This is a genomic window from Burkholderia sp. 9120, assembly GCF_000745015.1.
GTDB lineage: Bacteria > Pseudomonadota > Gammaproteobacteria > Burkholderiales > Burkholderiaceae > Paraburkholderia.
In genome coordinates this window covers 1,695,288-1,709,003 of the sequence record NZ_JQNA01000002.1, presented here as the reverse complement: position 1 = coordinate 1,709,003, position 13,716 = coordinate 1,695,288, and the positions used below count along the sequence as shown (strand labels likewise).

At 63.2% G+C, this 13,716-nt stretch carries 9 protein-coding genes; 3 read left to right on the top strand and 6 right to left on the bottom strand.

Annotated features, from left to right (window positions below):
• Positions 1 to 50: 50 nt before the first annotated feature.
• A complete protein-coding gene (locus tag FA94_RS15830; protein WP_035562237.1) occupies positions 51 to 1,034 on the bottom strand; it encodes a helix-turn-helix domain-containing protein in 984 nt (327 codons plus the stop codon).
• Between the two features lie 261 nt (positions 1,035 to 1,295).
• Here FA94_RS15830 and FA94_RS15825 point away from each other — a divergent pair, with 261 nt between their 5' ends.
• Both FA94_RS15825 and FA94_RS15820 read left to right on the top strand, forming a co-directional pair.
• The gene (locus tag FA94_RS15825) at positions 1,296 to 2,072 is read left to right on the top strand and encodes an SDR family NAD(P)-dependent oxidoreductase (protein ID WP_035552817.1); all 777 of its coding nucleotides are present in this window, start codon (positions 1,296 to 1,298) and stop codon (positions 2,070 to 2,072) included.
• Positions 2,073 to 2,140: 68 nt separating this feature from the next.
• Positions 2,141 to 3,679: an amino acid permease gene (locus tag FA94_RS15820; protein WP_051980594.1), complete on the top strand. Its 1,539-nt coding sequence runs from the start codon at positions 2,141 to 2,143 to the stop codon at positions 3,677 to 3,679.
• Between the two features lie 130 nt (positions 3,680 to 3,809).
• Here FA94_RS15820 and FA94_RS15815 read toward each other — a convergent pair whose 3' ends face one another.
• Positions 3,810 to 5,756, bottom strand: a complete 1,947-nt coding sequence (locus tag FA94_RS15815; protein ID WP_035562232.1) for a hypothetical protein — start codon at positions 5,754 to 5,756, stop codon at positions 3,810 to 3,812.
• 855 nt (positions 5,757 to 6,611) lie between these two features.
• On the opposite strand from FA94_RS15815, the gene FA94_RS15810 reads away from it, so the two are divergent.
• Positions 6,612 to 7,697: a glycosyltransferase family 4 protein gene (locus FA94_RS15810; RefSeq protein ID WP_035552816.1), complete on the top strand. Its 1,086-nt coding sequence runs from the start codon at positions 6,612 to 6,614 to the stop codon at positions 7,695 to 7,697.
• Positions 7,698 to 7,756: 59 nt separating this feature from the next.
• On the opposite strand, the gene FA94_RS15805 is transcribed toward FA94_RS15810, so the two are convergent.
• The 4 genes from FA94_RS15805 to FA94_RS15795 all read right to left on the bottom strand — a co-directional run bounded on the left by FA94_RS15805 (position 7,757) and on the right by FA94_RS15795 (position 13,358).
• Positions 7,757 to 10,138 carry a PIG-L family deacetylase gene (locus FA94_RS15805; protein WP_035552813.1) on the bottom strand — a complete coding sequence of 794 codons (2,382 nt, stop codon included), beginning with the start codon at positions 10,136 to 10,138 and terminating at the stop codon, positions 7,757 to 7,759.
• A gap of 176 nt (positions 10,139 to 10,314) precedes the next feature.
• Positions 10,315 to 10,767 carry a GDP-mannose mannosyl hydrolase gene (locus FA94_RS15800; protein ID WP_035552811.1) on the bottom strand — a complete coding sequence of 151 codons (453 nt, stop codon included), beginning with the start codon at positions 10,765 to 10,767 and terminating at the stop codon, positions 10,315 to 10,317.
• Positions 10,768 to 10,884: 117 nt separating this feature from the next.
• Positions 10,885 to 11,031 carry a hypothetical protein gene (locus tag FA94_RS39150; protein WP_176059933.1) on the bottom strand — a complete coding sequence of 49 codons (147 nt, stop codon included), beginning with the start codon at positions 11,029 to 11,031 and terminating at the stop codon, positions 10,885 to 10,887.
• A gap of 119 nt (positions 11,032 to 11,150) precedes the next feature.
• Positions 11,151 to 13,358, bottom strand: a complete 2,208-nt coding sequence (locus tag FA94_RS15795) for a hypothetical protein (RefSeq protein ID WP_231584963.1) — start codon at positions 13,356 to 13,358, stop codon at positions 11,151 to 11,153.
• Positions 13,359 to 13,716: the final 358 nt, after the last annotated feature.

Genomic DNA, 13,716 nt, shown 5'->3' with positions numbered 1-13,716 from the left:
CCGCAAGCGGACCACCCAAAGCGCCGCGCAGGCAACCCCACCACAAAACGTCACACCCCCCGATCCCTCCTCCAGGTCTCCGAAGGCAACTCCCCAAACTGCCCACGATACTCATTAGAGAAGTTCCCAAAATGCCAAAACCCCCACCTTGTAGCGACTTCGGTAACAGACTGAGCCCCCCGAAGCCCACGCCGAACATGATCCAACCGAACAGCCCGAATATAAGCCGAAGGATTAACCCCAACCGTATCTTCAAACGCATACTGCAGCGTCCTGCGACTAGCCCGAAACCGGGCACAGAGTTCAGCAACAGAAAGCGGACAATCCGGCGACTCTTCGACCAGCCCGCGAACCTGCCGCACTAGCTGCCAATTCCGCGCAGTCCGCGCCTCACCCTGCAAATGCGCATGCGCATCACCAACCCGCATCGGCGGCAAAACCTCAGCAAGCCCGAAAATCACCGACTTCTCAAACGCAGCAGCCACGCCAGCATCATCAAGCAGAGTAGGCGTAGCAGCAACCGCATCAAGCAACTGCTTCAGCACCTCACGAAACCCCTGCAACCTGGCAGGATCGACATTCAGCACCCCGGGCCGGGCCCCCAACCGCACGGCAATCTCCTCAAGCTGCGCCCGCACCAAAGCGTCCTCAACCGCCTCCGGCTCAATCTCAAGATTGACCACCACATGCTTATCAGGCGACAAAAACTCAAACCCGCCATCGCCGGAAAAAACATGCAAACCATCGCGATGACTCGTCTGCCCGCATAGCAACGCATGCCCTTCCAACTGAAACGGAATCCCCACGGCGACCCGCGACCCGGCCACCTGCCCACGCTGATACACCGTGCGATTCAACCGCTCCACCAGCACCCGCACGCCGCCGGCAAAAAATGAACTCACCGACCCGTCGAACGTGCCGCGCGAAATCTGGCAATAGCTCTGGTTCCATGCATCGAGCAACATCGCCTGTTCGTCGATGTTGCGGCAACGGCGAATCTCGACTGCACTGTTGGTCCGATTGACCGGCTGCATATGCTTCTCCCGATTCGTGGGCACTCCCCGAAAGCCTCGTGCCGCCCAGTGTATGCGAAAAAAAAACCGCACCGTCAAGGCGTCCGGCGTGACCCGACGGACCTTCGCCACCAACCCGGCAAGCGTTTCAACCCGGTCGTAATGCATTCGTCAGCAACGCGAATTTTTACGGGATTTTTACTTTTTGCCAATTTTGGATAGTCGTCGTTTTTTGCCGCGCCTACTTTGTGCACAACGCAATGCACCAGGAAGGAGTCACGCATGACCCAATCGGCAGGCAGGCTGGACGGCAAGATCGCCATCGTCTCAGGCGGCGCAACGGGCGCGGGCGGCGCGGCATCGCTGCTGTTCGCACGCGAAGGCGCACAGGTCGCGGTCGTCGATATCAACACGGACGTGGGCGAAGAAGTGGTCACGCGCATTCGCGCCGCAGGCGGCACCGCCGAGCTATTCGCCGCCGACGTCTCGAAGCGCGACGCCGTGGACGCCGCGGTCGCGAACATCGTCGCGCGCTTCGGACGCATCGACGTGCTGTTCAATCACGCCGGCAGCATCGTCGTGAAACCGTTCATCGACACGACCGACGACGACTACGACTGGCTCATGAACGTCAACGTGAAGAGCATGTTCATGATGACGCGCGCCGTGCTGCCGCACATGCTCGCCGCAGGCGGCGGCTCGATTGTCTGCACGGCGTCGATCTCGTCGGTGGCGGCGACGCCGCTCGAAGTGCTGTATTGCACCACCAAAGGCGCATGCGCGATGTTCGCGCGTTCCATCGCGGTCGAGTATCGCGATCGCGGCATTCGCTGCAACGCGGTGTGTCCCGGCTTCATCGACACGCCGCACGGCCGTCGCGAAATCAGCGCACTCGCGAAATACGGTTTCGATGCGAGCGAAGCAGCGTTGTCCGCGCAACAAGGCCGTCTCTGCGCGCCGGACGAAGTGGCGCGCGCCGCACTGTTCCTCGCCAGCGACGACGCCAGTTTCGTCAACGGCGCACACCTGTACGTCGATAACTGCTTCACGGCCGCGTGAGCTGCTAGCGCGTCGCGCGGCCCGGCCGCGCCGACGCTTCGTTTTCACCCTGTTCAAAGGATCGCGTCATGGACATCAACCCGGCCGTGCCGTCGACGGATTCCGCCGACAACGACGTCAAGCTGTTGCACAAGATGGGCTACGCGCAGGAACTGTCCCGCCGCATGGGCGCGTTCTCGAACTTCGCGGTGTCGTTCTCGCTGATCTGCATTCTGTCGGGCGGCATCACGTCGTTCCAGATGGGCTTGTCGGCGGCGGGCGGCGCTTCAATCGGACTCGGCTGGCCGCTCGGCTCGCTGTTCGCGCTGGTGGTGGCCGCGGCAATGGCGCAGATCGCGTCGTCGTATCCGACCGCGGGCGGGCTCTATCACTGGAGTTCGATTCTGGGCGGCAAGACGTGGGGCTGGCTGACCGCGTGGCTCAATCTGCTCGGCCTCGTGTTCGTGGTCGCGGCGATCAACTACGGCACCTACGATCCGTTCTTCCGCACACTGATCGCGCCGATGTTCGGCGTGAGTCCCGATTCATTGGGCTGGTGGCAGCAGACGCTGTTTCTCACCGTGATCACCGCGTCGCAAGCGTTCCTCAATCATCGCGGCATTCGCATCACCAGCAAGATCACCGACCTGTCGGGCTATCTGATCTTCGTGGTGACGATTCTGCTGGTGGGGTCGCTGCTGGTGTATTCGCCGGTGAAGATCGATCTGTCGCGGCTCTATACGTTCACCAACTTCACCGGTGTGGACGGCGGCGCGTGGCCGAAGCAGACCATGGTCGTGGCGTTTCTGTCGGGCCTGCTGCTGACCGCCTATACGATCACCGGCTTCGACGCTTCCGCGCATACCTCGGAGGAGACGCATGAAGCGGCGCGCAACGTGCCGCGCGGTATCGTCGGTTCGGTGTTCTGGTCGACGACCTTTGGCTATGTGATGGTCTGCGCATTCGTGCTGGTGATGCCGGATATCGGCGCGGCAGTGAAGCAGGGCACGGGCTTCTTCGAAGCGATTCTCGCGCCGATTCCAGGGCCGCTGCGTATCGTGATCGAACTGCTGATGTTCTTCATCAACTACGTGTGCGGTCTCGCAGCGGTGACGTCAACCTCGCGGATGATGTTCGCGTTTGCCCGCGACGGCGGTTTGCCGGCCTCGAAGTGGCTGCGTAAAGTGAACGCGACGCATCGCACGCCGGGCGCGGCGATCTGGACGTCGGCGGTGCTGGCGATCGTGGTGACGCTCTACGGCGATGCATTCACGGTGTTGAGCGCGGGCAGCGCGGTGTTCCTGTTCATCTCGTACGCGATGCCGATTGCTGCCGGCGTTCTTGCCGAAGGCCGCACGTGGACCGAGAATGGGCCGTTCCAGTTGGGCATGCTGTCGAAGCCGTTCGCGGTGGCGGCGGTGTTCGGTGCGCTGGTGCTCGCCTATGTCGGCATGCAGCCGCCGAATCAGAAAGTGGTGTACGTGATCGTCGGTTTGCTCGCGGTGCTGCTGACGATCTGGTACGGCGCGGGCGTGCGCAAGAGTTTCGCGGGGCCGCCGATCGGCAAGCTGTCGAAAGAGCGCGAACAGGAACTGAGCGGTTTGGAAGGGCAGTTGGGAGAAAGCTGAGCGCGGGCGAAGGCGGGCTCGTGTTCGAGTCGCTGAAAATGAGCCGCCCAAAAAAAACGTCAGCCGGCCCGTGAGCCGACTGACGTTTTTTTATCCGTGCGAGTAGCGAATAGCAACTCGCGAGTACCACTTACATACCGACGTAACCCACCGGCACCGTCGAGTTCGCCTGAGCAATCGACGCATTGTTCGACACCACATACACCGGCGATTCGGTCAGGTTCAGCGTCAACGCACCGTTGCTGTAGTTCACGGTCGACGCATTGCCCATCATGTCGATCAGCTTTACCGTACCGCTCGTGCCCGGCGCATCGACGGTGAGGGTGTACGGCACGCTATAGGTCGAGCTGAAACCGCTGCTCGCGCTCCACGCGTTATTGCTGTGCGTCCACAAAGCCGTGATCACCGCGCCGTTGTTCAGTTGCTGGAACGCGTACGCATAGACGCCGTTCGGCGCGCCGTTCACCGGACCGAGCGTCGTGGTGCCGTCGAGCGTGTGCGTCATTGCGCTGAGTGCCATGGCGACCGGCTTCGGGCTGAGGTTGGTCGCGCCGAACGCGCCTTGCGCGTCGCTCAGATCGAAGAACGTGCCGTAGCCGACTTCGCCCGGATAATCCGCGCCGTAGAACACGTAGGTCTGATTCGCACCTTCACCCAGCGTGATGATGTGCATGCGCGCCGCGACAGCCGCTTGTGCGTACAGCACGTTGGCGGTCGGATAGTTCGGGCCGTACGCGCTGCCGAGGTCGTAGCTGATGCCGGCCTCGGTCGAGAACAGCTTCATGCCCGGACGGTAGTCGGTGGCCATTTCGGCGCGCAGCGCCTGCATCTGGCCGCGCAGCGAACCCGAGGCGGTGGACGCATCGCTGTCGTAACGCTCCGGCGGATGCGACGGCGAGGTGCCGGCGTCGTAGTAACCGTGCGTGGCGACCGCGTCGATGTACTGACCGAAGCCGAGCGGCGCGAGGCGCTTCAGGCGCGTCGTGGTCAGGCTCGGGAACGCGTCGGTGGGGCCCATCACCACCGCGTGCGGATCGGTCGAGTGCAGGCCTTGATAGACGGACTGGTACAGCGCGACGAAATTGGCGTCGGTGTCGGTCCAGAACTCGTTCGGCTCCCACGTCACCTGGTAGTAGTTGGCCGACTGGTTCGGGAAGTAGGTCGAGCGAATCGTGTTCGATTCGGTGCCCACGCGGCTCATGTAGTTCTGGTAGTACGACAGGCTCGTCGGCGCGCTGACGTCGTCCTGGAACGCGCCGGTGCTGCTCGCCCACGCGGGAATTCCGTCGAGGCGGATCAGGCGCATCACGTTGCCGGACTTGTAGAACGGATCGAGCGTGCTGGTTGCCGGGTTGAACGTGTTGGCGCCGTTCGGCTCCATGGTCGACATCTGGCGGTCGTCGATCGTCGACGAGATGCCGAGGTCGGCAAGCAGCGGGCCGTTGTCGTTCGCGCCCTGCATGCCGAAGCGATGCTGCTCCTGACGCGCATAGGTGACCGCCGGCACGACGCCGGACAGATTCGCCAGCACGCCGAAGGTCGCGATACCCACCGGCCGTGTGCCGGCTTGCGGCAACTGGCCGCCGTTCTTCGCCAGCGTGCCGGTCGCGGCGAAATAGCCGGCGAGCGTCGACGAGCAATTCAGCGTGATCGTGGTAGAGCCGTTCGGCACCGGTGCGCTGCCGCTGGCGGCGACTTTGCCGAGCGTGTCGGTGACGGCCCAGTTCAGCGTGTCCGCGCCCGGCACGTTGGTGCTGAACGCGAGCTGGAACGTGCTGCCCGACGGGAAGATGCGGGTGCCGTCGGCGCTGGGCGTGTCGGCGGAAATCGTGGCGCTGCCCGAACCCGACGAGTTGGCCGGCGCCGCGCAGTTCATGGCCGCGTTCGAGGTGCCCGCGGCGTTCAGCGTGGTGCTGCCGCTGCCGGTCGAGCCGCCTGTGCCGTTCGTGCCGTTGGCGGTGGTGCCGCCGTTGGCCTGGGTCGCCGCCGTGCTGGTGGCGCCGTTACCACCGCCACCGCCGCCGCAGGCTGCGAGCGCGAGCGATAGGGTCGAGAGTACGAGTAGTTGCGATTTCATCGATCTGTCAGCCTTGCGTTGCTGATGATTCGCCCAGCTCATCGCGCAAGGCGCGTGGGGAGTCCGGGCGAACAACGGGGTTCATTTGCAGACCGGCCGATCAACGAAAGGTCGGCACTGGCCATCGGGTGTGCGCAACTGTCCGGTTGCGCCAGGGTGATGCCTTCCCGGGTTGTCGGCCCCAAACACGTTTCTCTTCAGCGAATTTCAAGTCGTACGAATCCACCGTGACGTGAGTCACGTTTGGCCTGGCGGAATCGAACGACCGGGGGAAGGTACGACGAAAACAACCGACGTTTCGCAGAACAGCGCAAGTGATCGCAGCTTGCGAACTCGCTGCACTGATCAATGAAGCTTTTACTGTTCTGTAAGTAACATAAAGCAGCGATTGGGAAGAATCGACCGTCACCATACCGACTCGTCTGTTTAAAAGAAGTAACGAGTCGTTACGTATGAACAAATACGCGGTACTAATTGCATTGATCCAATCAAAACTTATGTAAGGAGAAACTAGTACTTTTCCGCCATTTTGAAATGGGGTCGAAAAACTATGGAACGGATACCTAACCAAGTGAGCGGGCCCAATCCGCAGAGAAATGGGCGTTAGCGCTCATTGCATAGCGGGCAAAGCCTTGGAGATGGCGGAGAAGGGCTGTACCTTCGGTGTAAGGTTTCTTCGCGACTCGGATTGTGTAGTGAATCTGTCGCTGTTTTACCGAGACCATGACGCGTTCCGTACCGGCAACGCGCCAGATAAAAGATGGTGGGAAGCAGGCGCCATTTGGGGCCCGAACCTGGCGGGATCGGCTTCTTCATCCGTTGCGCAAAATAGGCGGTTATCCAGAGAGATCAATCGTGAGAATTCTTCAACTGGTTCACGCACCGCGGTTGTCCGGGGCAGAAGTACTCGTCAAAGGGCTCGCCATTCATCATCAGCGCGGCGGGCATGAAGTCTGTATGACGTCGCTGCTGCCGCAGCAGACCGACTTCGCGGATATCCGCGCCGAACTGCAGGCGGCGGGTGTCACCTGCATGTTTCCCGAGGTTCGCTATGGGCGGGTCGGCAAGCTGCTGCACCTGTATCGCGTGGTGCGTCGTTTCCGGCCGGACTTTATCGTCGCGCATGCCACGCTCGCCGCGATGTACGTGCGCCTGCTGCCGGTTCATACGCCGATCGCGTGGGTGATGCATTCGGGCGTCAATGACTTCGAGAACGGCGCGTTGAAGCGCGCCGAGCGTCTGCTGTCACGTCGCGCGCAGGCGATCATCGGCGTGTCGCAACAAAATATCGACGACTACCTGCGCGAGATCGGCCGGCATCCGTCGATGGTGGTGATTCCCAACGGCGTGGACGCCTCGCAGTTCGCCGAATACGGCGACGCGCCGGCGCCCGCCTTGCACGTGCCGGCCAAACAGATCGTCCAGCTCGGCCGCTATATGGATTGCAAGAGCCAACTGCATACGGTGCGCGCTTTCGAACGCGTGCTGCAAACCGAACCGGCTGCGCGTCTGCTGTTGTGCGGTGTGGTCGAAGATGTCGGCTATCACGCGGCGGTGGTGTCGCTCGTCGAGCAACTCGGCTTGCAGGACAAGGTGCAGGTGTGTGGGCCGCGCTCCGATGTGGCCGCGATTCTGCGTTCGTCGCGCGTCTTTGCGATGCCGTCGCGCTTCGAGGCGCAGAGTATTGGCTTTCTGGAAGCGCTGGCCTCGGGTATTCCTGTCGTCGCGAACCGGATTGCTTCGTTCGGGTTCGCGACGGCATTCGGCAGCGTGAGTCTGGTCGATACCGCCGATCCCGATGCGTACGGCAGCGCCTTGCTGCATGCGCTCGACATGCCGCGCGCCGATCGGCAACTGTCGGGCTACACGCTGCACGACACGGCGGATCGCTATATGACGATCGCGCGTAAATTCGTGCAGCCGTTGCAAGTCTCCGCCTGAACTCTGCCTGTACTCTGTTTTAGTCCCCGTCCGAATCCTGTCGAATCGATCCGCTCGCGCTATTGCGCGAGGCGGTCGATTCGCAGCGTCTCCGAAAACAGTCCCGGCAATTCGCCCAATTCCTGCGCGGCGCCGAGCGCGAGATTTTGTCCCGCCGGATAGAGCGTCAGCGCCGGTGCGCCGCCGGTGAAATAGAAATTCCCCAGCGTCGCGTCAACTCGCCGATACAGCACGAGCGCCGCACGATGCCGGTCGCGCACGAACACCGGAAACACATCCGACCACGACATGCCGTGCAACGCTGCCGCGTGGATCGGTGCGCTTGCAGGTTGCGCCATGTCGAGGGTGGCGACGTCGATCAACGCGTCGTCGTTCGAGCCGTCGAGATGCGGTGTCAGCAGAATCAACGTGTTGCTGTCCGGTCCCTGCACTGCGCCGGTCGCGACCTTCACGAAGCCGGGGATGAAACTCGCGGGCAATGGTTTGCGCTCGCCGAGGTTCATGCGCGTGCCGTCGTTGGCAATCGGCGTGACGGCAAGCCGTCCGTCGCGTTCTTCCATTGCCACCAGCGATGCACGTGAACCCGATGTCTTGAGCGCTAACAGATCGGCGTTCTGCGCGAGGTTTTTCGCCTGAGCGAAAAGCGTCGGTGCGGACGCGGACGCGCGTTGCGATGCGGCGACCCAAAGATCGAGTCCGCTATCGGCCCGCTTCTGCGCGATCAGCACACTGGCGCGACCGGTTCCGGTGAAATCCGCGGCCACATATTGCTGCGTCAGTTCCGGCTTGAACTCGGGCCCGGTTTGTAGCCACAGGCGCGGCGCTTCGAAGCGATTGCCGTTACTGCGCAGCAACCAGAACGCGGTGCCGCCCTGACGTGCCGTGATCACCATCAGATCCGCGCGGCCGTCGCCGTCGAAATCGGCGAGCAGAAAGCGCACGCTGTCGAAGCACAACGCGTTGCCCGCGCAACTCGGCGCGGTGGCTTGCGGATCGAACGGCACGGCGCTCGCGTACCACAGCGCAGGCGGTGCGCTTTTCGCGAGCGACGCAGCGTAGACGTTGAAGCCGGGGCCGTCGTGCTGGCGCTGCACATACACAGCGGATTGCTTGCCGGTGCCGCTCACGTCGCCCGTCATTGCGCCCGCCAGCCGCAGATCGTTCGCCTGCGTGCGCTGGGTGGCCGCCCAGCGAAAGCGCGTGGTCAGCGCCGCGCAACCGCGCATGGTGAGCTTGCCGCCGGTCTCGCCGAGACAATGACGCATGGGCGTATAGACGAGGCCGAAGTCCCACGGCGTCCAGCGTTGCGCGATGTCCCACTGATCGCAAGTCTCGCTGGTCAGATAGCCGTCGCGTTCCGCAATGCATTGCGACGTCGCCACGCTGACGAGCGCGGCATTGCGTGAATTGCCGGGATACGCACTGAGCGGGTCCCAGCGCCATTGCTGATCGGTTGAGCCGTTACAGGCGGCAAGTATCGGCGCGCGGCCGGATCCCCCGGAGGTCAGACATTCGCTTGCGGCCGCGTTGAAAAGCTGGATCGGATGCGACTGGAAATCCGCGACGCGACGATCGCTGCGATCGGCGAATGCATAGCGGCGCGCGATCCAGTTACCGTCCCATTGAAACTCGCCGAACACATGCGACGACTCGCTGCCGTCGATCGAAAAATAGCTGGCGACGATATCGCGCTTGCGCTGCACTTCGGCGCTCGGGAGATTAGCGGGCCAGCCGCCGGTGGGATAGGTCACGTGATAGACGATCGGCACGCTTTTGCCGAGCGTCTGCGCGACGTGCCGCGTAATGCGCGCGGCGTAAATATGATCGGGATGCTCGATGAACGGCACGGTGTCCGGATTGAGCGTGTAGATGAGCGTCGCCTGCGCGAGGATCGCCTGCAGTGTGGCCGACAAGCCGTCGCGATCGTATTGCAGGCGCACGGTGCCGTTGTCGTTCATGGGGTAGGTGGAGAGCGTGGCGTGCTGCTCCCACAACAGGCCGAGCGGTACGCGGCCGCCGCGCACGCCACCGCCGGGCAGACGCAATTCGAGCAGGCGCAGTTGAGGCTTCGCCTTCAGCACCATCTGGTGCACCAGCTTGCCGGCGATCGTCACGTTCGACTCGATCCAGTCGTTCGGCACGCCGGCCATGCGTGCATAGGCAAGCCGCGACGCACGTTCGCGCGTTTGCACATAAGCGAAGTTGCCGCCGTTGGCGCCGCCGATCAGATGCACGGTGGTGACGCACCAGCCGGCGTCGAGATGCTCGGCGATGGCGGGGTCGACGAACAGCAGATCGTCGTCGAGATGGGCCACTACGGTGACCAGCGTGCCGGCGTTACAACCGGCCGCGCGTGCGACGCCCGGCAGCGCGGTGAGCCACACAATCACAAGCAAAGCAAAGGATGAAACGCGAACTAGCCTGGCTGCCGTTGATCGCATAATGATTCGATGCCCTGAAGGAGGGCTCAATCATACTTCAGCGGAATGGCGTGGCGCGTTGGCGAACTCACAGTAGGGAGGAGTTCGCGAGCGGGTGGGCGAGCGCGGGTGTCGAACCGCGCAGCTCGATGAAAGCTTGCACGGCGAATCAGCAAATCAGCGAATCAGCGAATCGGCTAACGGAAGTAAGCCTTGGTGTTCTCGTGGACGTCGGCGCGCGTGAGCAATTCCGCTGGCGTGAGCCAGAGATAACCGCTGTGCTGGTCGGGTCGCCCGATCGGCGCGCTGCTGGCGAGCGTCAGCGCATACGCCAGCACGATGTAGTGAGTCGAGACGTCGGGCTCGTCGGCGAAGTTGTCGCTGTAGTGATGCTCGAACACGCCCTCGAAGCGCGCGCCCGACCGCTTCAATCTGGCAATGCCCAGTTCGGCGTCGGCGATTCGTGCGAACGCGGTGTCGAGCGTTTCGTCTTTATGGATGCGTCCGCCGGGCACGAACCACGTACCGCGCGCCGGCCGGTTGCGCCGATGACCGATCAGCACGCGGCCCTGGTGATCGCTGACGATCAGATCGATCGCGATCAGCGGCGTCAGGCGGACGATGTCCAGAAAGTCCATCTCGGTCAGCATGTGATCTCCGGCAAAACGGGCGGTGTTTGGGCATCGCTTAAGTACGGCTCAGGCGCCAGGCGTCGTCAACGTGTCGCCACAACCACAGTCACAGCCACAGTCACAACCACACCAGCACTAATAGTCGCGATGCTCATCGTTTTTAGTCAGCCGGCTCGTCACGCTCGCCAGGAACAGCGCGAGCAACACCGCGCCGATCGTCGCGAACAGAAACGCGCCGACCATCGCAGCCAGCACCAGCAAGGTCCATGCAAGGCCGTTCATAGCGAGGCGTCCGCTTCTGCGTATCGAGATTCATGCTAACCCGTGACCGCGCGAATGCTGTGTGCGCCAATCATCATCGGCCCTGTCATATCACGACGAACTACCATCGGATCGCGCCTCTAACGCGCCACGTAGCCCTCCGGCGTGGTCACTGCGTCCTTGAATACGCTCGCATTGCCGGACACCACATAGAGCGGCGCGGGCGACAGTTTCAGACTCACCACGCCGTCGCGGTACGGCAAGCTGGTCACGTTGCCCATCATGTCGAACGCGCTCACGTTGCCCGCGGTGCCGGGCGCGTCGACCCGCAACCGGTAGTCCACGCTGCGGTTCGCGTCGAACCCGGACCTGGCGTTCCAGGCGTCGTTGTCGTGGGTCCAGAGGGCCGTCACGATCCTGCCGCCGCCGAGCCGCTGGAATGCATACGCATAAACGCCCTCGGGCAAGGCCTTGAGCGGTCCGAGCGTGCTGGTGCCATCAATGATTCGCGTCATCGCGGCCACCGCGAGCGCGGCGGGTTTCGGGCTGATCCGCGCCGGGCCGTAGGCGCCGGAGGGATGATCGAGTTCGAAGAAGATCCCGTAGCCGGGCGCGGCGTCCGGCATATCTGCGAGGTAGAAGATATAGCTCATGTCCGCGCCTTCGCCGAGCAGGATCAGATGCGTGCGCGCCACCACCGCGGCCTGCGCGTACAAAACGTTCGCGCTGGGCGTGTTCTTGCCGTACGACTCGCCGATGTCGTAGCTGATGCCGGTCTCCGTCACGAACAGCGGCGCGCCGGGCTTCAGATACAAACGCATCTCGTGGCGCAGCGCGCGCATCGCGGCGGGCAGCGCGCCGGACACGGTGCCCCGATTGCCGGGGTCGGCGACGCGTTCGGGCGGATGCGACGGCGACGTGCCGATGTCGTAATAGCCGTGAATCGACATGCCATCCATATAGCGGCCAATGCCTTGCGGTCCGAGCCGGCGCATCCACTTGACGTTGCCCTGCACCGACGAATACGTGAGCCCCATCACCACCGCATGCGGATCGGTCTGGTGGATGCCTTCCCATACCGCCTTGTACATGGCGATGAAATTTGCGTCGCTGTCGCGCCACGGCAAGCCGCCGTCGGCGTCCGGCTCCCACGTCACCTGATAGTAGTTGTCGCGCTGCTGCGGGAAATAGGTCGTGCGTACGCGGTTCGATTCAGCGCCGACGCGCGTCATGTATTCCTTCATTTGCGCGAGCGACGTCGGCGCGTAGCTGTGCGTTTCTTTGCCGGTCGGACTCGCCCACGCCGGAATGCCGTCGAGCTGGATCAGCCGCATGATGTCGCCGCGCTGAAAGAACGGCGTGAGCTGTTTCGTCGCGACATTGAACGTGCCGCTTTGCTTCGGCTCTTCGACGTACCAGTTGCGGTTGTCGTTGACCCACGACAAGCCGAGCGCGGTATAGACCGGACGGTAGCCGTCGCCGTCGCAGCAATGCTGTCCCGGCGCGAGATAGGCGGTGCCCTGGCCGCCGAAGCGATGCAGATCTTCAGCGGGAAAGCGCACTGCGGGCAGCGCGGACGCGGTGTCGGGCAGCACGCCGAACGTTGCGATACCGGCGGGACGCGTGCCGCGCGATTCGAGTTGTCCATGCGCGCGTTCCAGCGACGCGGAGACCGCGAAGTAGCCGGCTACCGTGGACGCGCAACTCAGTGTAGAGAGCGTCGCGCCCGCCGGCACGGCGAAGCGTCCGCTGGCGCGCACGGCGTTCCAGCTATCGCGCATCTGCCAGACAAGCGTGTCGGCTTGCGTCGGGCGCGTGACGAACACCAGCGCGAACGGCCGCGTGACAGCGAACAGGCGCGTGCCGTCGCTCGGTGTGTCGGCTTCGAGCAATGCGCCGTCGGCTGTCGTGCTGACTTGCGAGGTCGGCGCGGAACAGCGCAGGCCCTGGCCGGGCGGCGCTTTCAGTTCGGTTGCCGCGACGGCGGGTGAGCTGGCCAGCGTCGTGCTTCGGTCGCTGACTGAAGCAGACGCATTGCTGCCCGCCGCGTCCGCGCGACGCTCCGTGAGCGCGACCGCGCAGCGCTTGTCGGCACCGGGCGCCGGATCGCCGAACACGCCGTTATTGCAGTCGGCACTGCCTGAAAAAGATTTCACGACGTGCTGTTCGGGCGTGCCGTACAGCACGTCGCGCGTGCCGCCGAATCGGCAGACGCCGTTTTCCGCCGCGCACGTGGCCCACTTCCTGCCGTCGGCGCTGAACTCGGCTTTCTCCCCGGCCTTCGCGATGTTGGCGTCCGGCGCTGCGCCGGACGCGCTGCACTGCACTGCGCAGAACATAGACAGCATGACAGCCGCCATCGAGGTAGCCGCACGCAAGGCCCGTCCATGAGTGCCCCAGGCGCTGGCGAGCGTTCGCCGCGCGCGATCTTCGCATCCGTTCGACATGTGTTCCCCGTCTGGTTCTTCGTGCGCGAATTCGTCGGCGGACTGCTAGCGCACCAGGTCGAACCCGCCTCGACCGGCTTCGCGCGTCGAGGTGTTGCGCAAACAACATAGTGTATTTCCGCAATCCCCTGGCGGAAATGTACCGTCTTGCAGCCGACACATTCCGCCATTGGCCCGTCTATTGCCGGGTTCGTTAAAGCAGTCTTTTTACCGTGTTTCACGTTTGAAACATTAATCGTCGCTTTTATATTCAGCCGAT